This is a genomic window from Burkholderia ubonensis subsp. mesacidophila (assembly GCF_002097715.1).
GTDB lineage: Bacteria > Pseudomonadota > Gammaproteobacteria > Burkholderiales > Burkholderiaceae > Burkholderia > Burkholderia mesacidophila.
The window spans coordinates 1,321,099-1,343,628 of sequence record NZ_CP020737.1; the positions used below are offsets into that span (position 1 = coordinate 1,321,099).

18 protein-coding genes and 1 pseudogene are annotated in these 22,530 nt (G+C 64.6%); 5 read left to right on the forward strand and 14 right to left on the reverse strand.

The annotated features are described in order from the left end of the window. Positions 1 to 20 precede the first annotated feature (20 nt). The 7 genes from B7P44_RS06335 to B7P44_RS06365 form a co-directional block, all read right to left on the reverse strand. Positions 21 to 1,226 (reverse strand): MFS transporter, encoded by a 1,206-nt coding sequence (locus tag B7P44_RS06335; protein WP_084901893.1) that lies wholly within the window; start codon positions 1,224 to 1,226, stop codon positions 21 to 23. A gap of 222 nt (positions 1,227 to 1,448) precedes the next feature. Continuing rightward, positions 1,449 to 2,273: a phosphodiesterase gene (locus B7P44_RS06340; protein ID WP_084901895.1), complete on the reverse strand. Its 825-nt coding sequence runs from the start codon at positions 2,271 to 2,273 to the stop codon at positions 1,449 to 1,451. Positions 2,274 to 2,314: 41 nt separating this feature from the next. Beyond that, positions 2,315 to 3,346 (reverse strand): ABC transporter ATP-binding protein, encoded by a 1,032-nt coding sequence (locus tag B7P44_RS06345; protein WP_084901898.1) that lies wholly within the window; start codon positions 3,344 to 3,346, stop codon positions 2,315 to 2,317. A gap of 22 nt (positions 3,347 to 3,368) precedes the next feature. Continuing rightward, the gene (locus tag B7P44_RS06350; RefSeq protein WP_084906462.1) at positions 3,369 to 4,259 is read right to left on the reverse strand and encodes an ABC transporter permease; all 891 of its coding nucleotides are present in this window, start codon (positions 4,257 to 4,259) and stop codon (positions 3,369 to 3,371) included. Positions 4,260 to 4,269: 10 nt separating this feature from the next. Then, positions 4,270 to 5,094 carry an ABC transporter permease gene (locus B7P44_RS06355; protein WP_084901901.1) on the reverse strand — a complete coding sequence of 275 codons (825 nt, stop codon included), beginning with the start codon at positions 5,092 to 5,094 and terminating at the stop codon, positions 4,270 to 4,272. 16 nt (positions 5,095 to 5,110) lie between these two features. After that, a complete protein-coding gene (locus B7P44_RS06360; protein ID WP_084901904.1) occupies positions 5,111 to 6,139 on the reverse strand; it encodes an ABC transporter substrate-binding protein in 1,029 nt (342 codons plus the stop codon). 53 nt (positions 6,140 to 6,192) lie between these two features. Next, positions 6,193 to 7,221 (reverse strand): LacI family DNA-binding transcriptional regulator, encoded by a 1,029-nt coding sequence (locus tag B7P44_RS06365; RefSeq protein ID WP_084901906.1) that lies wholly within the window; start codon positions 7,219 to 7,221, stop codon positions 6,193 to 6,195. An 830-nt stretch (positions 7,222 to 8,051) separates the two neighbouring features. Between B7P44_RS06365 and B7P44_RS06375 the strand changes: the two are divergent. Next, positions 8,052 to 8,385, forward strand: a pseudogene (locus B7P44_RS06375) (tyrosine-type recombinase/integrase); the annotation flags it as partial. 213 nt (positions 8,386 to 8,598) lie between these two features. Here the strand turns inward: B7P44_RS06375 and B7P44_RS06380 are convergent. From B7P44_RS06380 to B7P44_RS06395, 4 genes are all read right to left on the reverse strand, one after another. Continuing rightward, positions 8,599 to 8,877, reverse strand: coding sequence for a hypothetical protein (locus B7P44_RS06380; RefSeq protein ID WP_133118099.1), 279 nt, complete (start codon positions 8,875 to 8,877; stop codon positions 8,599 to 8,601). A gap of 37 nt (positions 8,878 to 8,914) precedes the next feature. Then, positions 8,915 to 10,798, reverse strand: coding sequence for a hypothetical protein (locus tag B7P44_RS36180; protein WP_133118100.1), 1,884 nt, complete (start codon positions 10,796 to 10,798; stop codon positions 8,915 to 8,917). A 186-nt stretch (positions 10,799 to 10,984) separates the two neighbouring features. Then, complete coding sequence (locus B7P44_RS06390) at positions 10,985 to 12,163, reverse strand: NAD(P)/FAD-dependent oxidoreductase (RefSeq protein ID WP_084901914.1); 1,179 nt, start codon at positions 12,161 to 12,163, stop codon at positions 10,985 to 10,987. Between the two features lie 37 nt (positions 12,164 to 12,200). After that, positions 12,201 to 14,333, reverse strand: coding sequence for a LodA/GoxA family CTQ-dependent oxidase (locus B7P44_RS06395; RefSeq protein ID WP_084906464.1), 2,133 nt, complete (start codon positions 14,331 to 14,333; stop codon positions 12,201 to 12,203). On the opposite strand from B7P44_RS06395, the gene B7P44_RS36185 reads away from it, so the two are divergent. Both B7P44_RS36185 and B7P44_RS06400 read left to right on the forward strand, forming a co-directional pair. Then, positions 14,332 to 14,538, forward strand: a complete 207-nt coding sequence (locus B7P44_RS36185; RefSeq protein ID WP_133118101.1) for a hypothetical protein — start codon at positions 14,332 to 14,334, stop codon at positions 14,536 to 14,538. The two genes, B7P44_RS06395 and B7P44_RS36185, sit on opposite strands and share 2 nt — an antisense overlap. 570 nt (positions 14,539 to 15,108) lie before the next feature. After that, complete coding sequence (locus tag B7P44_RS06400; protein WP_084901917.1) at positions 15,109 to 16,224, forward strand: S1/P1 nuclease; 1,116 nt, start codon at positions 15,109 to 15,111, stop codon at positions 16,222 to 16,224. A gap of 7 nt (positions 16,225 to 16,231) precedes the next feature. Here B7P44_RS06400 and B7P44_RS06405 read toward each other — a convergent pair whose 3' ends face one another. Both B7P44_RS06405 and B7P44_RS06410 read right to left on the reverse strand, forming a co-directional pair. After that, a complete protein-coding gene (locus B7P44_RS06405; protein WP_084901919.1) occupies positions 16,232 to 16,873 on the reverse strand; it encodes an ankyrin repeat domain-containing protein in 642 nt (213 codons plus the stop codon). Positions 16,874 to 16,970: 97 nt separating this feature from the next. Continuing rightward, entirely contained in the window at positions 16,971 to 18,506 is a 1,536-nt protein-coding gene (locus B7P44_RS06410; protein WP_084901922.1) for a catalase, read from the reverse strand. Positions 18,507 to 18,781: 275 nt separating this feature from the next. Here B7P44_RS06410 and B7P44_RS06415 point away from each other — a divergent pair, with 275 nt between their 5' ends. Next, positions 18,782 to 20,350, forward strand: coding sequence for a methyl-accepting chemotaxis protein (locus B7P44_RS06415; RefSeq protein ID WP_084906467.1), 1,569 nt, complete (start codon positions 18,782 to 18,784; stop codon positions 20,348 to 20,350). Between the two features lie 68 nt (positions 20,351 to 20,418). On the opposite strand, the gene B7P44_RS06420 is transcribed toward B7P44_RS06415, so the two are convergent. Continuing rightward, positions 20,419 to 21,336, reverse strand: a complete 918-nt coding sequence (locus B7P44_RS06420) for a LysR family transcriptional regulator (RefSeq protein ID WP_084901925.1) — start codon at positions 21,334 to 21,336, stop codon at positions 20,419 to 20,421. A gap of 129 nt (positions 21,337 to 21,465) precedes the next feature. On the opposite strand from B7P44_RS06420, the gene speB reads away from it, so the two are divergent. After that, positions 21,466 to 22,425 (forward strand): agmatinase, encoded by a 960-nt coding sequence (gene speB / locus B7P44_RS06425; RefSeq protein WP_084901927.1) that lies wholly within the window; start codon positions 21,466 to 21,468, stop codon positions 22,423 to 22,425. The last annotated feature ends 105 nt before the right edge of the window (positions 22,426 to 22,530 follow it).

Genomic DNA, 22,530 nt, shown 5'->3' on the forward strand with positions numbered 1-22,530 from the left:
GCGCGCGGCGCGGCCGGCGTTTAGCCGCCGCGCTTGCCGCCCCGGTAGTGGCACGTGCCCGCGAGCGCGGCGAACACCAGCCCCACTGCGCACGTGCCGGTCCAGCCGAACGCGCGCCACGCGGCGACGCCGACCGACGAGCCGAGCGCGCCGCCGATGAAATAGCACACCATGTACACCGTGTTGACGCGGCTGCGCGCGTCAGGCTTCAGCGCATAGATGCGCGACTGGTTCGAGATCTGCGCGGCCTGCACGCCGACGTCGAGCACGATCACGCCGATCACGAGCCCGGCGATGCTCGCGCCGGACAGCGCGAAGATCACGTACGACAGCGCGATCAGCGCGATCGCGAGCGAGATGATCGCGCGCGGCCCGCGCTTGTCGGCGAAGCGTCCCGCATAGGGCGCGGCGAGCGCGCCCGCCGCGCCGACGATGCCGAACAGGCCCGCCGCCTGCGGCCCGAGATGGAACGGCGCGCCGGCGAGCAGCAGCGTCAGCACCGGCCAGAACGCGCTGAACGCCGCGAAGATCGCGGCGCCCGTCAGCGACGCTTCGCGCAGCCCGCGCAACTCGGCCGCGAGATGCCACATCGAACCGAGCAGCTTGCCGTACGGCAGCGTCGACGTCGGCGAGCTCTTCGGCAGGCGCAGCACGATCACCGCGGCGAGCGCGACGAGCGCGGCGACCGACGCGCCGAACACCGCGCGCCAGCCGAAATACTCGGCGACGAAGCCGGCGGCCGTGCGCGCGAGCAGGATCCCGATCAGCAGGCCGCTCATCACGGTGCCGACCGCTTGCCCGCGCGCGGCGGGCGGCGCGATTTCCGCGGCGAACGGCACCGCCTGCTGCGCAATGGTCGCGAGCACGCCGATCGCGAGGCTCGCCGCGGCGAGCACCGTGAGCGACGGCGCGGCGGCGGCCGCGATCAGCGCGACCGACAGGCCGGCGATCTGCAGCAGGATCAGCAGGCGGCGGTCGAAGCGGTCGCCGAGCGGCGCGAGCAGGAACATCCCGGCTGCGTAGCCGAGCTGCGTCGCGGTCGGTATCGCGCCGATCCACGACGCGCGATCCGGAAACGCCGCGCGGAAGCTGTCGAGCAGCGGCTGGTTGTAGTAGATGTTCGCGACCGACACGCCCGCGATCGTCGCGAGCAGCAACAGCAGGCTGCGCGAATAGTGGGGCGAGGCGGCGCCGTCGGTCGGACGGCCGGGGGCTTCGGATGACATGGCGATACGGGGCGCTCGGGTGTGGCGTGACCCGCTCGGCCGCGGCGGCTGGCGCCGGCGCGCGCCGGGCGGCGGTCGGGGGAGCCGATGATACCGGAGCCGTGCGAAACGTGCCGGTCATGGCTTCGCCGGGCCGAGCGCGCGCGCCGGCCCGGCGGAGCAGTTGGGGTGCGCGCTGCGCTCAGGGTTGCCGCGGCGCCGGACAGGCTGCCGCGGCCGCGCTCAGTCGACGAGCTCGCCCGTCGGTTCGTAGAACGGATACGGGCCGTCACCTTCGTCGACGTATACGTGATGCGTGATCACGCCGGCATCCGGCGTATAGCGATGCACGGCGAACGCGGGCGGCTCGAGCCGGAACGCCGACGGCGCGCCGTCGCGCAGGTCGAACGCGACCTGGTGCGCGGGCGCCGGCACGGCCGACGCGATCGTGCCGCCGAAGCGCGCGAACATCGTCCGGTGCACGTGGCCGCACAGCACGCGCTCGACGTTCGGATGGCCGCGCAGCAGCGCGTCGAGCTTCGCGGCGGCAGCGGGCGCGAGCCGCAGCGCATCCATGTGGCCGATCCCCGATGCAAACGGCGGGTGATGCAGCGCGACGATCACGGGCCGGTCGCGCGCGGCGTCGAGCTGGTCGGCGAGCCACGCGAGGCGCGCGTCGCACAGGTCGCCGGCGCTCGCGCCGGGCACCTGCGAATCGAGCGCGAGCACGCGCACCGCGCCGACGTCGAGCGCGTACTGCACGAACTCGCCGTCCTGCCACTCGGGGCGATCGGCGAACGCGCGGCGCAACGCCGCGCGGTCGTCGTGGTTGCCGACCATCAGGTAATAGGGAATCTCGAGCGGTGCGAGCAGGTCGCGCAATTGCGCGTATTCGTCGTCGCGGCCGAAATCGACCAGGTCGCCGGTGACGAGCACCGCGTCGGGGCGCGGTTCGAGCGCGTTCAGGCGCGCGATGCAGCGCGCGAGCGCGGCGGCCGTGTCGACGCGCTGGTATGCGAGCTGACCGGGCCGCTTGATGTGGAGATCGCTGATTTGGGCAAGCAACATCGTCGTTCCTCGGATCGTGTTTTTGTCGTAAGTGGGGTGCGTCACGCGCCGAGCGCGATCAGCCCGTCGGCCGCGATCGCGATGCCGACGGCCGTGCCGCGCGCGAGCTCGATGCGGCCCGGCACGTCGATCACGAGCGCGTCCGGCGCCGCGTGCTCGATCGTGAGCCGGGTGCGCTCGCCGAGGAACGCGCAGCCGCTGACCGCGCCGCGCAGCGGCGCATGCGCGGGATCGGCGAGCTGCGCGTCTTCCGGCCGGAAGAACCATTCGTCGGCGGCGTGCGGCGTGACGAGCCTGCCGCCCGTCGTCACGAGCGCACCGTCCCGCCATTCTCCCGCAATGCGGTTCAGCGTGCCGATGAACTGCGCGACCGCGCGGTTCGCGGGCCGGTAGTAGATGTCGCGCGGCGTGCCGATCTGCTCGATGCGGCCCGCGCTCATCACGACGATGCGGTCGCCGAGTTCCATCGCCTCGGCCTGGTCGTGCGTCACGTACACGGTCGTCACGCCCAGCTCGCGCAGCAGCGCGTTCATCTCGCGGCGCAGCGCGTCGCGCAGCTTCGCGTCGAGCGCGGTCAGCGGCTCGTCGAGCAGCAGCACGCGCGGGCGCACCGCCAGCGCGCGCGCCAGCGCGACCCGCTGGCGCTGGCCGCCGGAGAGCTGGTCGATCGGTTTCTCCGCGTGCGCGTCGAGCCGCATCATCGCGAGCAGGTCGTCGACGCGCTCGCGCAGCACGCGCGGCTCGGTCTTGCGGATCTTCAGTCCGTAGCCGACGTTGCCGCGCACCGTCAGGTTCGGAAACAGCGCGTAGTTCTGGAACACCATGCCGACCTGGCGGCGTTCGATCGGCAGCGCGGTGACGTCGTCGCCGCCGAACAGGATCGCGCCGCCCGCGTCCGGCGTATCGAGGCCGGCGATCAGGCGCAGCGTCGTGGTCTTGCCGCAGCCGGACGGCCCGAGCAGCACGAGTGTCTCGCCCGCGCCGATCGACAGGTCGAGCGGCTCGAGCACGCGGGTGCCGCGGAAGGTCTTCGCGCAGCGGGTCAGGGTGATCGGGATCGAATCGAGTTTCATAAGGGCAACGGGTTTAGCCGATTCAACGTTTGGCGCGCTTGACCGCGCGCGTGCCGGACGGATCGACGCCGAGCCACTGCATCGCGACGAGGAGCGGCAGCGTCATCAGCAGGAACAGGATCGTGTACGCGCTGCCGACTTCGAGGCGCAGCGACGCGTAGGTGTCGGCAAGCCCGACGGGCAGCGTCTTCGTGTCGGGCGTGTGCAGCATCCACGTGAGGTTGAACTCGCCGATCGACAGCGTGAGCACCGCGAGCGCGCCCGCGACGATGCCGGGCCGCAGGTTCGGCAGCACGATCGTGACGAAGCGCGTGACGAACGACGCGCCGAGACTCGCCGCGCCTTCCTCGAGCGTGCGCAGGTCGGCGCCCGCCGCGACGGCCGCGACCGCGCGCACCATAAACGGCAGCGTGAACACGACGTGGCCGGCGACGATGAACCACAGGCTCATCCGGAACGCGGTGAAGCCGCCGTAGACGACGAGCAGCGCGAGCGCGGACGCGAGCCCCGGCAGCGCGACCGGCAGCACCAGCGCTTCCTCGATCACGCGCGCGAAGCGGCCCTTGCTGCGCGCGAGCGCGTAGCCGGCCGGCACGCCGACGGCGAGCACGATCGCGAGCGTCGCGAACGCGACGGCGAGCGACAGCACGACCGAGCCGTGATACTGCTGCCACACCTGTTCGAGCCAGCGCAGCGTAAGGCCGCTCGACACGCCGCGGAAGTAGTTGACGGTCAGCCCCGCGAGCACCGACATCACGACGGGGATGATCAGGAACGCGCACAGCAGCAGCGTGACGAGCCATTGCAGCGCGGCGATCGCGCGTGCGCCGGTCACGCGCGGCGCGCGCCGCGCCGCGCCGTTCGCGCGGACCGGGGCGGGCGACGGCGCGGAGGAATCGGAAAGCGAATGCATCGGATGCACCTCAGGCGGCCGCGGCCGCGGTGTGGCCGGTGAACTGGCGCGCGAGCGCGAGCGCGGCCCACGTGACGACGCCGAGCACGATCGACAGGCCGGCGGCCGTCGCGATGTTCGCGTTCAGCGTGAACTCGGTGTAGATCGTCATCGGCAGCACGTTCAGGTCGGTCGCGAGCGTGAACGCGGTGCCGAAGGCGCCCATCGCGGTCGCGAAGCAGATCGCGCCGGCCGCGATCAGGCCCGGCGCGAGCGCCGGCAGCACGATGTCGCACAGGATCCGCCACGGCGACGCGCCGAGCGAGCGCGCCGCTTCCTCGAGCGATGGATCGAGCTTCGACGCCGCCGCGATCACGGTGACGATCACGCGCGGAATCGAGAAGTACAGGTAGCCCGCGAACAGGCCCGCGACCGAATACGCGAACACCCACTTGTCGCCGGTGAGCTTCGCGGACAGCATGCCGATCAGCCCTTGCCGGCCCGCGAGCATGATCACCATGAAGCCGACGACCACGCCCGGAAACGCGAGCGGGAAGGTGAGCAGCGCGAGCAGCACGCGCTTGCCGGCGAACTCGCGGCGCGCGAGCAAGAGGCCTGCGATCGTCGACAGCGCGAGCGTCGCGAGCGTGACGGCCGCCGACAGCGCGACCGTCTCGCCGAGGCTCTTCATGTAGCGCGCGTTGCCGAGCAGCGCCGCGTATTGCGTGAAGAACGCGCCGTTGGCCGACACCTGCGCGAGCGACGCCATCGGCAGCAGCCAGAACGCGGTGAACACCGCGAGCGCGGGCGCGACGAGCGCGATGCGCCAGCGCAGCGGGAAAGTCAGGTCGAGCATCGGTCGCGTTCCACCGTCACTGCATGATCTGCAGGTATTGCTGGCCGAACGCCTGCTGACCCGCGGCCATCTTGCCGAAGTCGACGGCCTTCGCGCGCGCATAGTCGCTCGCCGGCAGGAACTTCGACGCGACGTCGGCGCTCATCGCCTGTGCGCGCACCGGGCGCAGATACGCGTTCGCCCACAGCTTCTGGCCTTCGTCGGACAGCACGAAATCCAGCACCTTCTTGCCGTTCCCGTCATGCGGCGCACCCTTCACGAGGCTCATCACGTACGGCACCGCGATCGTGCCTTCCTGCGGAATCACGAACTCGACGTTCGCGTGATCCTTGTACTTCGCGCGGTATGCGTCGAAGTCGTAGTCGAGCAGGATCGGAATCTCGCCCGACAGCACGCGCGCGTATGCGGTCTGCTTCGGCACGATCGGCGCGTTGGCCTTGAGCTTGCGGAACCAGTCGAGGCCCGGCTTGAAGTTGTCGAGACTGCCGCCGAGCGCCTGGTTGACGGCGACCGCGCCCGCGTAGCCGACGAACGCGCTCGACGGATCGAGATAGCCGACCATCCCCTTGTATTCGGGCTTCAGCAGGTCCGCCCACGAGCGCGGCACCGGCTTGCCTTCGAGCGCGTCCTTGTTGACGAAGAAGCCGAGCGTGCCCGAGTGGATCGCGAACCAGTAGCCCTGCGGGTCCTTCAGGTTCGCCGGGACGTCGTTCCAGTGCGCGGGCTTGTACGGTGCGATCACGCCCTTGTCCTTCGCCTGGAATGCCGACGACACGCCGAGATAGACGACGTCCGCGACCGGGCTCTTCTGTTCGGCGATCAGCTGCGCGATCGCTTGGCCCGAGTTCTTGTTGTCGAACGGCACGCGGATGCCGGTCTTCTGCTTGATCGCCGCGATCTGCGCGGCCCAGTCGGCCCATTCGGGCGGGCAGTTGTAGCAGATCGCGGTGTCTTCCGCGTGCGCGACGGGCGCGCCTGCGAGGAGCGCGGCGCAGGCGAGCGGCGCGGCGAGCGCGCGCAGCAGGGACTTCAGTCGAAGTGTCACGTGGTGGTCTCCGGGGGAGCGGGTGGGGAGCGGCGGGGGTGCTGATCTTGCGATCAGGCTTCGCGCACGCGCAGGTCGGCCGGCGTGATCTTCGCGACCGTCGCGCCGTCGCGCACCGCGTGCGGCAGGATCAGCGACGTGCGTTCGATGGCCGCGCCGCCGATGCTTTCGACGAGGCGCAGCCACGCATGGCGGCCGATGTCGCGGTTCGGCGTCGCGACGCTCGCGAGCGGCGGCGCGAGCAGCTCGCCGATCGCAATGCCGTCGAAACCGAGCACCGAGATGTCGTCGGGCACCGAGAAGCCGGCGCGCCGGAGGCCACGCATCACCACCATCGCGAGCAGGTCGTTGCTGCAGAACAGCGCGGTGGGGCGTGTCGCGCGCGCGGTCAGGTGCGCGAGCACCGCATCGGGCAGCTCGGGCGCGTTGAAGTCGATCTCGACGGGCGGCAGCGGCGCGACGCCGCTTTCGTCGAGCGCCTGCGCGTAGCCGAGATGCCGCTGCCGCGCGCGATCCGACGCGGCGAGCGAGCCGGCGAGCATCAGCACGCGGCGATGGCCGCGGGCCGTCAGCATGCGCACGCCGTCGTAGGCGGCAAGGCGGTTGTCGACCGACACCGACGGACGGCGCTGCGTGTCGTTGTGCATCAGCACGTAATGCGGGCCGTCGTGGTCGAGCATGTCGAGGAGCGGATGCGTGTCGGCATCGGCGACGGTCAGGATCAGCCCTTCGACGCGCTGCTCGCGCAGCGTTTCGATCGCGTGGCGCTCGCGCGCCGCGTCGTATTCGGTCGTCATCAGGATCAGCTTGAAGCCGGCCGCGGTCGCGAGCTCGTCGATGCCTTGCAGGCAGTCGGCGAACACCGGGTTCGCGAGCGTCGGCAGCACGACGCCGATCAGGCGCGTGCGCTCGCCGCGCAGCTGGCGGCCGAGCGGGCTCGGGCGGAATTTCAGCGTGTCGATGGCCGTGCGGATCGCGACGAGCGTCGCGGGGCTGACGGTGTGCGGCGCGTTGAGCGCGCGCGACACGGTGGCGATCGAGAAGCCGGCGAGCGCGGCGACATCCTTGATGGTCGGGGTCATGGAGAAAGCACGATGTAAACGTTTTCGGCGAGGGAATTATCGAGAACGTTTATGACCGTCCGATGACGCGCAATCGGGGGCAAATCGGCAGGCGGGTGCGCACAATCGTGTGAAGGATGTGGCGGCGGGGCAGCGCACGTATTGTATCGGCGGAAGGTGTGGAAGTCGCGGGAGCGGATGCGTTCGGCAGGGTCAAATGCGGACCGCGCGCGCGAGCAGTGGTAGAATCCCGTCCGCCCTTGCCGGGGTGATGAAATTGGTAAACATAGCGGACTTAAAAGATTGAGTGCCCGGCCGGAAACGGCCGGTGCAGAACCCTTCAAATTCGGCGAAACCCCTGATGCGCGGCATCGAGGCAACGCCGAGCCAAGCCTCGCGGCGCACGCGAGGAAGGTGTAGAGACTAGACGGGGGGCGCCTAAGGCGCACGGGCAACCACACGAGCCCGCGCGCGATGGCGAAGGCATAGTCCAGCGCACGAACGGCATCGCTTAGACGATGCCGGCTTTGAAAGAAGCAGTGTGACGAAAATCCGCCGCCTTAACTGGCTTGCCGGTTCGAGTCCGGTCCCCGGCACCAGGATCGCTTCCTCCGAATTCCTTCCCGGTCGCAAGAACCTTGCCGTAACGCTGGCGACGGCCCGCAAAAGGCGCGACGAAGCCCGCGCAAAGCTTGCCGTAGGCGTCGTCCGAACGGAGCGACGACAATCGCGAAACGCACCGCCAAGCTGAACGCCGACAATACGTTCGAGGGGGACGCGCTTGCGCCGATGCCGTTCGTTCGTGCCGGCGAGCTTCGTCAAGCCGAATGAAGTCGGTGCGAGCTCGAGCTTTTCCCGGCGCTCGTTCGGCTGCACGGCCGAAGTGCGAAGCCGCGATCAACGCAGCGCTGCGCCGTTTGGGCTGCGACGAACGCACGGCAATTACCGGCCACGATTTTCGCGCGATAGCCCGCACCATCCTGCACGAAGCGCTTGAGCAGAAGCCGGAGGTCATTGAACACCAGTTGGCGCACGCCGTACCGGATGCGCTTGGCTCGGCATGCAACCGCGCGAAATTCATCAATTCGTCAAGGAACGTCGCTTGATGATGCAGTCGTGGGCGGATTTCATGATTGAGCTGAAGCGGGGGCGAAGGCGATCCCGCTCAGTATCGCTGCGGCTTGAGCAAAAGGCGCGAATAAATTAATGAGGCCACTGGCGGGAGTATTTTCGTCTACCGTCGAGCCTGGCAATGACAAGGCACATTGGGGAAATTATTTCAACACAAAATCGGAGTGTCGCACGATCGTGCGACACTCCGAGGAAGCATCAAATATAAGTCTATATATATCGGCAAAATGGTCGCCGAGTACGGCGCCGCGCGACTTCGAATGCGGATTAATTCTCCGGGCAGCCATTTTGCCACCAACTGAGGAACTGGTTCACCATGTCTTGAGACCAGGGACTCTCGCCCGAGCTGGGCTCGGGCATCGATCCGCTCTTGACTCGCGTGTAGATATTGGACGCATTGCTCCTGACGGCGGTATAACTGCTCAAATCGAGCCCTCTTTTTTTCATGCAATCAATGTCCTTTTGCGTGAACATCTGCTTAATGCCATTGTTCCATGTGACCTGGGTTTGGCCGCTCTGTGCTTCATGTGCATGGTCGTTTGTCATTTGCATCCTCTTTCGTGGAGAAATGTTGTGGTATGGGCTACTTCAAGCTTCGATTACGCAAGGCAGACGCAAGTCCGCCGGCCGTTTCGGCCGCCGGAGCTTCGGGTGAGCTTACCGTGCCGCGTGCCAGGATCACGCTGAAGTCGCCGGCCTGACCTGCAGGATTCTGGCCCTGGCTGCCGTGACAGCCCATGCACCCTCCCATGTTGTGGAACACCCCGCCGTAATAAGTGTTCTTGTGCTTCGAGCCGTCCTGGTTCCAGTCGGTGCTGACGTTGGGCGACAGACCGCCACTGAACATTTGCAACGAGCGGTTCGTTTCCACGACGATGTTCGCCATGTAATAGCTCGACGCAGCCGGATTCGAAGCACTATACGGAGCGCTCGCAGGAGTGTAGGGGGAACCGTTAGGCTTGTTGCGATCGGGATTCTTGTCGTACGGAAAATACTGGACGTTGATCAGCTTGTACGCCATCCACGGCGAGGTGGGGATGCCCGCTTGCTTGAGATGGTCCGCAATAGCAGCGTGGGCTTGCATGTTGGCTTTGACGACGTAGTCAGGAATGGCGTTGTCGCGTTTGTTCACGCAAATGTATCCACCGCTCGGATTCATGCTTTGTTCATTGCGGTAATAGAGCTGTTTCCCGGGCGCTTTGCAGTAGCTTGCGTTGGTTAGCGGCCGACAACGATCAGGATCGGAGGTCAGGATGACCGAGCCGAGGTTGCTGGGAATTTCCTGACCTTGTGGCTGCGAGGCCGGTTGCGGATCGACGAGGCAAACTTGTGGTGTCGTGGCGGTTGCAGCGGGTGAGCCGATGACCTGGCCGTCGGCGTCTTCGACGGGCTTGCCGTCCGACGTCAGAAGGTTGTCTGCTTGCTCGAACGTCGCATAGATGAAATACGGCGCGGAGGGTGTTTTCTGGATGATGTGCAGGGCGACCAACCCCCACATCGCATCGCGAAAGCACTTGGTGCCGGTGGTCCCGACCTTCTCGTAAAAACGAACCAATTGCATGTGAAACCGGCCGGATTTGATTTCGTCGGCGCTGAGCTGACGCCATCCTGCCTTGATCTCGATCGTTCCGTCCGGCAGGCTGACATAAGTTTTGCTTCCTTTGGTTCCGTTATTAGGCGGACTCGTCTTGTATTTCGCCAGATAGTTCTTCGTATCCGTGACGACGTTTGACGGAATGCTGGCCCACCACTGCTTCGATGAATCATTCGGATCGCTATTGCCCGCGACATAGACGTATTCCGAGCGATTGGCCTTTGCAAGAAAGCGGATAAGCTGCGGCGCACTGTTACCGCTTGCCTGAGTACTGTCGACGACGCCCGCGAACATGTTGGCAAGCGTGATCTGATCAGTTTCGTCTAGATTGATCCAGGGCGTACTGTTGCGCTGCTGCGAGGGTCGGCATGCCTGAATGGACGTGCCGTAGTTGTAGGCGGGCAGCGCATCATATCCGAGCGACGGATCTTTTACGCCGGGATAGCCCGGCGGCGGACCGTACGTAGGCATGCCGGATTTGAATTGGAAGTTGCCAGGAAAGATCTCGACTTTGCTCCGAAACGTTTCCCATACCAGAGGACCGGTATAGCTGGGATCACCGAACCTGTATTTCGATGACGGCGCATCCCGCTGCCCGATTTTGCCCTCCTGCGGACCCGCCGGCCAGTTCAGCGCGATGAACTCCTGCCATGCAAATGCCGCGGCCTGCTCTGGCGTCGCCGTCGGTGCGCCGCCACCTTTGTCGTTGAACGGCGGGTTCAATTCGCTTGGGACCGATGACGAGATCTGTATGGCGGCCGCTGTCTTGTTGGATTGCGCCTGTGAGACATGAGTCGGATTAACTGCAATAATTGCACCAATGGCGAGACTTACTGACAGAGCCAGTAGACTCTGCAGAGCGTATCGTTTCATTGCGGACTCCTTGCTCATTTTAATTCTAGAGGGAAATCACACTATGTCGGCCTCGGCGGCCATCGTCGTTTCTTGGTGGTGCGGGGAAAATTTTACTTTTAGGTATCCGATATTATGAGAATCGAAGGTGATCTACCAGCTAGCAAATTTGATAGTGCCTCGTTCAGATCTGAATCAGCGGTTCGCTCACTGGCCAGGCGCCGTGTGCGGCATCTCAACTTCACGCTGTACGGTTCGCCAAAATTCCGATTGCGGCCAACGCCGCTCGAGACAATAAAAGTAGTGTCGCATCTTCAGATATTGACGATACTGTATCCGCAGCGCCTGCTTGAATTCCTCGATCGCACGAGGATTCCCGCCCATTCGATTCTGAATCGCCTTCGCCGCGGAAATACCGTTCATCAGTGATTTGACGATCCCTTGAGCCGTGATGGGATCGTAGGCCGATGCAGCATCGCCGATCGCAAGCCACTGATCTCCGCACAGTTTGTCCAAACAGTAGGACGGCGCCGGGCAGGACTTCAAATGGAGATCGTGTGGATTCGGACTGAGTCCACGCACCAGCCGCGATGTATGGGAAGTGGCGCCAAGCAGGCTGTACCAGTGTTCCGGTTGATACAGGCGCATCGTTCGGACCGCTTGCGCATGCGTTGCGAGCATGACGACGACCGTGTTGCCCGGTACCGATGCAACGTACCACCAGCCTTGCTCGACGGCTTCAAGTTGAGTCAACCTGGAAAAGGGCGCATCGGCATCGAATCGTGGAAGTCTTGCGGCAATGCAGACAAGCGGATTCGAATTCACGCGTTTGGCGCCGCGCTGCCTGGCGAACGCAGCGTGCGCACCGCTTGCGTCGACGACGAAGTCCGCTTGTACGCGCGAGACAGCCTGTCCGGCGCGTCCTATGCTCAGCGTGTATCCGGCGCCGCTGGACGGCTCGGACGCCAACAGCGAACACTCGGTCAGCAATTCCACGCCTGCGGTACGCGCCTGCGATGCCAGGAGTTCGTCGAATTTGCGTCGATCGAGATGCCAGCCATGTCCATGGGGGCTGAGCAGGAAATCGTTGTATCCGCGCTTGTCACTCCCCCAATACGAGCAGCTTCCGTAGCACGGCTCATGCGCTTGCGCCAGGAATGCCGCGTCGATACCCAAACTCCGGAAGAGCATCCGGCCTTCCGGCGGAATGCTCTCCCCAATCCTGACGCTGCCGTACGAGCCCGCTTCGACGATCAAGATGTCGGCGACGCCGGCCCTTGCCAATGCCAATGCACAACTGGCGCCCGCCGGCCCGCCACCGACCACCGCTACCTGATAGCGCACCTTGCTTGGGTTTGCCACTGCCAATTTTTCAACGGTTAGCATGTACGCGACCGATTAGGCAAGAATGGATCTTCGAGACTCACGTGTTTGACGTCGGAGGGGGATCAATTTCTTGGCTGGGCCAAGGATAGACCTTGTTGCTATAGTCCTTTTCGAAACGACTCTCCACTTCGACGTACCAATTTTCCCGGCAAATCTTGCTGTCGTATCCTCTTATCGCGGGACCTTGTATGACAAAGCCGATTTTGTCCCAATTAACCAGGATGCCTTTGCGTTGCTGGTAACGCCCAACCATGTCCGCCGTCCCGGCCCACGTGCCTTCTCCTCGTACAGAATAGCGTTGATAATCCGGCAATGTGGCAGGTGGGTTGGATTGACCTTTAACAGCGGCCAAGTCATCGTAGGTGTACACCGCCACTGGCCGTTGCGCAGGCCACGACCAATATAAGTTCGTGTTTCCGTCCGGGTTAGGGTCGGGCAAATGCGTCGCGCATGAGTTGTAGTCGGTATGCCAGGGAATCGCCATGAATTTGCCCAGATCACCTGGCTCTATTTCCTTGTGATCGGGATCAAGCGGTATATAGCCTACGCTAAGGAATGGCTCGGCTTTGGTTGCGGCGCTGTAATCGAATTTGCGTGCATTGATTCGAAAAGGCCCGATCTTCGGGGCCATTTTGGGGGGCGTATTGGGGTCATTCGTCCAATCTGCCTTGTATAGATTCGGATCGCGGACGATAAAAGTCATATCGATTCCAGGGCCAAGACGCCCGCCCAGGCAATTCGTCAGGACTGTCTTGTCAAGCGCCTCGCCCAGGCCGAGCATCTTGGGTTTGTCATTGGAATATCGCTTATTTGCCCATTGCTCAACAAGAAAATACTGCAACGTGGTCAGCGTCAAGAAGCTTTTTTGACTGTCGCCGAGCGAAAGCGGCATCAAATAATTATTTTCCAATGCTTGATTGGGGTCGTTTGGGTTTCGAATTTGGCTAAATGTAGCGCTTGGACTTTCCTTGAGTGAATCGACTCGGTGAAAGTCGGACCCTCCGGGGGTATTCCATGGCAAATTAGTGCTCCATCTCTGCAGTTCTGCTGCTTGAAGAATGGGAAGGATCTCGTCATCGAATTTAGGAAGGTAACTTTGTTGATAATTTTTGAGCCTGTAGAGGGTTGGGTTCAATTGGAATTTCTCGGTCCATGTGGTAAAAATATCGTCCCACAACGTAACGACATTTCTAATCTGTGGAGCATATGAAGGATCGGTCGAAACTACCCATGCATCGCTATCCACGACACGCGTGCTGCCATCATTGAAAACGAGAAACGCGGAAACCGGACCGTCTGAAGTATCGTCAAGCCAATTGTCATTATCGACGTCATGATTCAATGGCTCATCAGGATTCGCATTGCCTTGGGCGTCGAAGCCGCATGCGCGGCCATAGCCACCCATGACGAGCAAGCGCCCGTAGCGATCTGTGGTCATTTCGCCTAGCGTCGTGATCGGGTTGCTGCCCGATGGAGGCGCGACAGTTGAATTGTTCAGGAGCGGATTCACCGCATCAGAGGCGGGAAAGGATTTTGGATAATTGGGCAGGGATTTGATTTTTTTGAATTCATTGGTGCTGCCATAGCTTGCTGTCCCGAATTTATCGAATTTGATGGTCGTCGTTTGAGACGCCTTGATGGCGCGTGGTCCCGCGTCGATAACCAGCTTTCGCAACCTGTCCTTGCTGTTGGGATCGGACCCAAAATCCAGATTGCGCAACTCAGGACGTTTGCCGCCCTCGTAAGCGGGAAGTCCCGCCAGTCCATCATTCTTAAGCGGCTCCAGTCTCCAGCAATTGGCTTTCTTGTTGGCGAGATGAACTGTCCATACAATATCTATCACGGTTTTCCCGGCGACAATTGAGCCAATTTTTATTTCCGTCCCGGAATACATGGGGTACTGATTATAGGGGTCCGTATCCTGCTCGGATAGAACGATTCTGAAGCGTGCCGCTTGCCGCTTAAGGCGTCCTTCGGCATCACGCAGGTCACTGCTGGTAATCGTCGTATTTTCCGTGTCCGGCTTGATTGGGAGTCCGCCCGTAATGGATGTCGAGGCTTCCGTCGATAAGCCAGCCGAGGTTTCCGGTGCAATATAGTATTCTTCACTGTTGCCGACGCGTGCCATTCCAATGGCGGGATGAATGCGTAATACCGAGATTTTTGACATGTTCGACCCCTTGTTTTCGTGGCGCATGACAGAATATTTCGCCCGATATGGGCTGATTGCGGAAAAGTCGAGCTGCAAACATTTTTTAAAACGTGTGATCGATACGGTTCCTTATTTGGACGCTGTTGCGCGCATGCGTCAGCGCGCCTTGCAGTCGACGGGTTTGCGAATCAACACCCCATCTAGTGGCAACCTCTGGCGATGAGCGCCATTGACTCTTCGATGAAATGTTTGTCAGCTATTTTGAAAATAAATCGGCGGCCTGGCCCTAAATTGCAAAGGTGTGCGTCGGCTAAGGTAGATTGGATTTTAGGCCCCACGCCAACTGGGTTGAACTAGCATTTTTTATAGTTGAAGAAGGGATGGGGTGGCGCGCTCCGGAAAATTTATATTCCAATTTGGTTGACGTTGCGCGCCATTGATTTGACTTTCTTGAACAATTCGTTTTACTCGGTGGCGTCGCATTCCAGGCGTGCGTCCTCGCGCATTTGTCACCACAACGCATGCCTCAGCCGCCGCGAAGCATGCAGACAACCACCGTCACATTCCCGGCGTATAGTCCTGCCTCTGTTGTACACCGGCCAGCCGTTGCCGGTGCGTAGGGACGGACAGTGCGCGTCGGTCGAGGCTGCGTTGCGCTGCTGCGTGTCGGTCATGCCATTGATACTGGCAGACAGGAAGGACCCACCCCGACCCGCGTTCTGGTCGTCATGACGATGACGGTTGCCCGCATCGGGCGCCGTTTCTCAATCCAGGAACTCCGGAGAAACGCACAATGACAATGCATCAACCGAGGGCCCAGGCAGAACCTGCCGAGCAACCGAACCGCCAGCCGCGCCGTCGCCGTCTCGACCGCGCGCGCCGTTACCTGGCGTGCGGCGCGCTGCTCCTGACGATCGCGCCGCGCGCGTTCGCGTGGGGCGACGAAGGGCATCAGATCGTCGCGAAGATCGCCGATCAGTATCTGACCAGCACGACCCGCGCCGCGGTCAACGCGATGCTCGCGAACGACGCGAGCGGCCTGACCGCGACGGACATCGCCAACGAGGCGACCTGGGCCGACCGCTATCGCACCACGCATTCCGCCACCGCCAACTGGCACTTCGTCGACACCGAGATCAGCAACGGCGACATCGACGCCGCGTGCAACGGGCATCCGCCGCTGCCGGTCAACACGCCGGCGTCGGCCGGGCCCGCGAACGCGTGCGTGGTCGACAAGATCGACCAGTTCACGAAGGAACTCGCGTCACCACAGACGAGCGACGCCGAGCGTCTCCTCGCGCTGCAGTTCCTGCTGCATTTCGTCGGCGACCTGCACCAGCCGCTGCATTCGAGCGACGACAACGATCGCGGCGGCAACGACAAGATGGTGTCGGCGCCGGGCATCGCGTCAGGGAAGCTGCATAGCTACTGGGACACGGCGTTCCTCAAGGGTCTGGGCAGCGACGCCGGCACGATCGCGACGCAGCTGGCCGGCAACATCACGGCGAGCCAGCTCGCGACCTGGCAGTCGCAGACGCCGCGCGACTGGTCGCTCGAGGCATTCGACATCGCGAAGCGGGATGCGTACGGCAAGCTGCCTGCGCCAGATAGTTCGGGTGCCTATGCATTGTCCGCCGACTACGTCGCGACCGCTCAGCAGGACGTCGCGCTGCAGTTGAGCCGCGCCGGCGTGCGGCTCGCGATGGTGCTGAACGCGGCCAACCTGCAGGCGCCGGGCTCGTCGGATGGCGGCGGCGGGGTGCAGGTGTGGGTGAACACGAGTTCCGGCGTGTATCACTGTCCCGGTTCGCCGTACTACGGCAACACGAGGAGCGGCGTCTACATGTCCGAAGGTCAGGCGAAGGCGGACGGCTATCGCGCGGCGGGCGGCAAGGCCTGCTCGGGCTGACGCGCAGTCAAGGCCGCATCCGCAGCGTCACGTCGGCGTTCGGCGTCGCGCCGACCGCTTCCAGTGCCGCGACGGCCGCATCGTTACCCTGCAGGATCGCGTTCTGCAGCGCGGTGCGGCCGAGCGCATCGACGTGATCCGGATTCGCGCCGTGCGCGACGAGTACCGGCAGCAGGTCGAGCCTGCCGAACAGCGCCGCGAACGACAGCGCGGTTTCGCCGGCATGGTTGGTCTGGTCGATCGGGCAGCGGGTATCGAGCAGCCGTTTCGCGATCGCGGTCTCGCCCTTGAACAGCGCACCCATCAGCGCGGTGTTGCCGTGGCGGTCGCCGACGCACGGGTCCGCGCCGGCTCGCAGCAGGTAGTCGAGCGTTTGCGGCTGGTCGCGGTAGGCCGCGAGGATCACCGCGGTGTAGCCTTCGCGCGTCGTCGCATCGATCGGATAGTGTGCGGCGACGAGCGCCTGCAGGATGTCGATGCGGCCGAGGCGCGCGGCGGCGAACCAGGCGTCGTCGTAGCGGCGCAGGTCGGCGTGCGCATCCGGATGCGGAACGGCCGCGGGCGGCGCGGTCTGCGCGCACGCGGCGAGCACGGCGGTGCACGCGATCGCGAGCGTGCGAAAGAGGGCGGTTCGGAATCGGTTGTTCATCGGCAAGGCGCGCCGCGTGTCGCCACGCGGCGCGATCAGACGGATGGGAAAACGAAGGCCGCATCGCGGCCTTCGCTGCGTCGCGTCGATCAGTCGATCAGTTCTCGACGAGCTTGTCGGCGAGCGACTTCACGCGAGAGACGTCCGCGTGCGTCGCGCGCGCGAGGCGCGTGCCGTAGTCCGCATCGGCCTTGTAGAAGTACGACAGCATCGCGTACTTGTTCGCATCGTTCGTCACGTGATTCAGGTCGCCCGACAGCGCGGTCACGAGATCCTGCCGGCTCTGCGCGGACAGCGCGCGGTAGTACTCGCCTGCCTGCCGGAAGTTCAGCGTCTTGTGGATCGCGGCCTGCTGCGTCGTGCCCGACAGCGGCGTCGCGGCGGACTTGTAGCGCGGGTTCTGCGCGAGCTCGTTCAGCGTCGACGGCTCGTAGTTCACTTCACCCTTGCGGTCGCCGAAGTTCATCGCGCCGTCCTGGTTGTTGTTCGTGACGGGCACGCGCGGACGGTTGACCGGCAACTGATTGAAGTTCGCGCCGAGACGGTACATCTGCGTGTCGGCATACGAGAACATCCGGCCCTGCAGCATCCGGTCTTCCGACGGCTCGATGCCGGGCACCATCCGCGACGGCGCGAACGCCGATTCCTCGGTCGCTTCGAAGTAGTTGTCCGGCACGCGGTTCAGCGTCAGCGTGCCGATCGTGCGTTCCGGAATGCCGGCCCAGACCTTCGTGTCGTCGAGCGGGTTGTAGTCGAACTTGTCGAGGTCGGACGGATTCAGCACCTGGATCGTGAGATCCCACTTCGGATACTTGCCGGCCTTCAGCGCGCCGTACAGGTCGTTCGTCATCAGGTTCCAGTCCGCGCCGATCGAGCCCGGAATGTCCTGCGGACGGAGCCCGTGCATGCCCTGCTGGCTCTTCCAGTGGAACTTCACGTAGGTCGTCTTGCCGTCGGCATTGACGAGCTTGAACGCGTGCACGCCGAAGCCGTCCATGTGCCGGTACGAGTCGGGCATGCCTTCGTCCGTATACAGCCGGGTCAGCATGCTGGTCGCTTCGGGCGCGTGCGCGAAGAAGTCGAACGCGAGGTTCGGGTCCTGCACGCCGGTCACCGCGCTCGGCTTGTTCGCATGGACGAAGTCCGGGAACTTGATCGCGTCGCGGATGAAGAAGATCGGCAGGTTGATGCCGACGAGATCCCAGTTGCCCTGCTCGGTATAGAACTTCACCGCGAAGCCGCGCGGATCGCGCGCCTGCTCGGGCGAGCCGCGATAGCCCATCACGGTCGAGAAGCGCACGAACACGGGCGTCTTCGTGCCGGGCGTGAAGACCTTGGCCGTCGTCAGGTCGCTGAGGTCGGCGCTCGGCACGAATTCGCCGAATGCGCCGGTGCCGCGCGCGTGCACGACGCGCTCGGGGATGCGCTCGCGATCGAAGCGCTGGAGTTTCTCGATGAGGTGCGAGTCCTGCAGCAGCGCGGGACCGTTCGGTCCGGCCGTTTGCGAGTTCTGGTTGTCGCCGACGGGCGAGCCGTTGTCGCGCGTGAGTTCGGCGGCATGCGGAGAGGCGCTCAGCGCGACGCAGGTCGCGGCGATCACGCCTTGCAGAAGTCGGTTCGCGGAGTGTGACATGTCGTTGATGTTCCTTGACTGAGGTGGGTTGCGAAGCAACGCCGCCAATGTAAAAGGTTCATCAGACGATTCGCCAATTGAATCTCGTTAAGGACGCGATAGGCAAAAGTCGCAATCGAGCAGAACGGCGTCGCATCTGCATTGCAGACAAGCGACTGCGCGACCGATAGCCCTATTGACGGCGTGCCGTGGCACGACCGGCCATCGAGTCTGTTCCGATTCCTCCTGAGACGCTTCGCGCGTGCCGATGCCGCGCGCGAGCCTGATTGGCGAACATGTTCAGAAACGTCACGATTCGCGGCGGACTCGCCGCCACCATCGCCGGCTGCACGTTCCTGCTGATGTCGGTCATTGCGGCCGCCGTGCTGGCGCTCGCCACGAGCAACACGGCGATCGACGCGATGTACCGCGACGACACGGCGTCCGTCGTCCACTTGAAGACGAGCTCGGAGCGATTGCTGATGTTCCGGGTGGGCATGGCCGACGTCGAGCAGCTGATCAGCGCGGGCAAGCCGGCCGTCACCGAGATCAAGCGGCTCCACGCGCTGCTCGCCGCGAGCAACCGCGAGCTGGCCGCATACCGGTCGCTTCATGAGCCGGACACGCCGGAGCGCCAGTTGCTCGATGCGCTGGTCGGCAAGCGCGACAGGTTGTTGTCGCAGGCATTTGCGAAAGGACTCAGGCAACTCGACGACGAGAACGTCGTCGATTTCCTGAGCACCCTGCGCGAGATGCCGGCCGCGTGGTTCGACGAGTATCAGCAGGCCCTCACCGCGCTGGAAGAGTTTCAGGTGCAGCGCCAGCGCGCGCGTTTCGAGCACGCGGCCGATCGCTTTCGCATGACGCTGTGGGCGTTCGGCGCGGCCGGGCTGATCGCGCTGGTCGCGGGCATCTTCGCGCATCGCGCGCTGACGCGGGCGATCGTGACGCCGATCGATTCGGCCGTCGAGTCGTTCGCGCGGATCGCGGCGGGGGATCTCACCGGGCGGGTCGAGGCCGGACGCGGCAACGAGATGGACCGCCTGCTCGATGCGCTGAACGGGATGCGGCAGGGCCTCGTCGCGGTGGTGCATCGGGTCAGGACCGGAACCGACGCGATCCGGCTGGACGCGCGCGCGATCGCGCTCGGCAACCGCGACCTGTCGATGCGCGCCGGCGATCAGGCCGAGTCGTTGCAGCAGGCCGCCGCGAGCATCGAGCAGCTGACGGCGAACGTGCGTCAGAACGCGGACAACGCCCACGATGCGAGCACGCTGGCGACGCACGCGTCGGAGATCGCCACGCGCGGCGGCGACGTCGTGCGTCAGGTGATCCGGACGATGGATGCGATCGCCGACAGCTCGACGCGCGTCGTCGGCATCGTCGGCGTGATCGAGAGCATCGCGTTCCAGACCAACATCCTGGCGCTGAACGCGGCGGTGGAAGCGGCCCGCGCGGGCGAGCAGGGCAGGGGTTTCGCGGTCGTCGCGAGCGAGGTGCAGCAGCTCGCGCAGCGCTCGGCCGCCGCGGCGAAGGAAATCAAGGAGCTGATCGCCGCGTCGACCCGCAACGTCCACGACGGCAGCGAACTGGTCGTGCGCGCCGGCACGACGATGGACGAGATCCTGAAAGCGGTCGGCAGCGTGAACGCGATCATGGCCGACATCAGTCTCGCGTCGCGCGAGCAGACGACCGGCATCGAGCTGGTGAACGCGAGCGTCACGCAGATGGAGGCGACGACCCAGCACAATGTCGCGCTCGTCGAGTCGGCGTCGACGGCGGCCGCCTCGCTCGAAACGCAGAGCGAGAGCCTGTACGCGGCTGTGTCGCTGTTCCGCGTCGACGATGCGGCGCACGCCGGCTGACGGCGACCGTCGTTGAGAAACGGGACAGGCTGATCGACTCGACGAGTACCGGCGCGCACGCTCGCGCGCTATTTCGACGCCCGCCTCGCCGGCGCCCCGAACTGATCGCCCAGCTCGCGCCGGAAGACGTCGAGCACCTCGTTGTCGTCGGCGTTCTTCGACGTCGCGAGCTGGAACTCGATCGCGTAGCTCATCCTGTTCGCGAGGAGCCTGCGCAGCTTCCCGGCCGACTCCCACGGCGCCGCGATATGGTCGGGAAGAAAGCCGAGGTGCGCGCCGGACAGGATGAAGACGACGTCGGCGTCGACGTTCTCCGAGAACGCGGTGGGCGGCAGGCCGCGCAGCCGCGACGCCGGCGTGCTCATCCGGTACAGGCGCGCGACGGTGCTCGCCTGCGCGACGTCGTCGACCCCCACCGCCGGCTTCGCGAAGAGCGGATGCGCGGCGCCGCAGAACAGCGCCTGCTGCTCGACGAACAGCGGCGCGTAGTTCAGCCCGGCGTGGCGCCCGGAGAAATAGCCGATCGCGAGCTGGAGCTCGTCCTTGACCAGCTTGCGTTCGAGTTCGTCGGGCGGCAGCGCGACCATTTCGATCAGCACGTCGGGCGCGCGCGCGCGGAAGCGGCCGACGGCCCGCGCGATCGACTCGACGACGTCCGGCGCGAGCCGCTCGGACATCCCGATGCGCAGTTCGCCGAGTAGCGTGTCGGACACGTCCTGCGTATCGCGCGTGAAGGTATCGAGCGCCTGCAGCAGCCGGCGCGTGGACTGCAGCACGCGCTCGCCCTTGGGCGTCAGCCGGAAGCCGCTCTTGCCCCGTTCGCACAGCCGAAACCCGACGCGCGTCTCGAGCTTGGCCATTTGCGTGCTGATCGTGGACTGCGCCATGCCGAGCCGGCCTTGCGCCGCGCTGAACCCGCCGCTCTCGACGATCGTCACGAACAGCCGGAGCAACTGCAGGTCCATGTCTCTCAATTGGGTGAGCATGGTGATACATCGAAATTCGTTGAAGTCAACTTATGATAGTTCATGTTTTTCGTTGGATGGCGGCGCCGCAGAATCCGGGTTGACGTCGCATGAGCGACCCACTTCCCGCTGGTGAAAGGAACCCGCCCGATGAGCAGCAACGATCTCGCCTTTACCCGTTCGAGCCTGTACGGCACCCAGGTCGAAGCCAATTACGCCGGCGCGACGAGCTTCATGCGCCGCCGCTACAGCCGCGATCTCGCGGGCGTCGACCTGGCCTTCACCGGCGTGCCGTTCGATTCGGCCGTCACGCACCGGCCCGGTACGCGCTTCGGCCCGCGCGGGCTGCGCGTCGCGTCGACGGGGATCGCGTGGGAGCGTCCGTGGCCGTGGGAGTTCGACCCGTTCGACGTGCTGGCGGCGGTCGACTACGGCGACTGCGCGTTCGACGCCGGGCGGCCCGAATCGGTGCCGGACGCGATCGAGCGGCACGCGGACGAGATCCTGAAGCACGGCTGCGGGATGCTCACGCTCGGCGGCGACCACTTCATCACCTATCCGCTGCTGAAGGCGCATGCGAAGATCCACGGGCCGCTGTCGCTCGTGCATTTCGACGCGCATACCGACACCTGGCCCGATCCGGACGGAAAACGGATCGATCACGGGACGATGTTCTTCCACGCGGCCAACGAAGGCCTGGTGGTGCCCGGGCGATCCGTGCAGGTCGGCATCCGCACGACCAACGACGAGCCGATGGGGTTCGACATCCTCGACGCGCGGCAGGTGCATCGCGCGACGCCCGAGGCGGTTGCCGCGCGGATTCGCGAACGCGTCGGCGATCATCCCGTCTACCTGACGTTCGACATCGACTGCCTCGATCCGGCCTTCGCGCCGGGCACGGGTACGCCGGTGTCGGGCGGCCTGTCGAGCCATCAGGCGCTCGAGATCCTGCGCCACCTGCGCGGCATCAACCTGGTCGGCATGGACGTGGTCGAAGTGTCGCCGCCGTACGATCACGCCGAGATCACGTCGCTCGCGGGCGCGACGATCGCGATGGAGATGGTGTGCCTCTATGCGTGGCGGCGCCGGCAAGCGCGACCGCAAGGTTGAGGGCTGAGGCAATCTGAACAGGCGGCCCGGGATGTCCCGGGCCGCGCTTCCTGAAGCATGCCACGTAAGACGAAAGACGACGCACGACGGCCGGTGCGCGGTGTC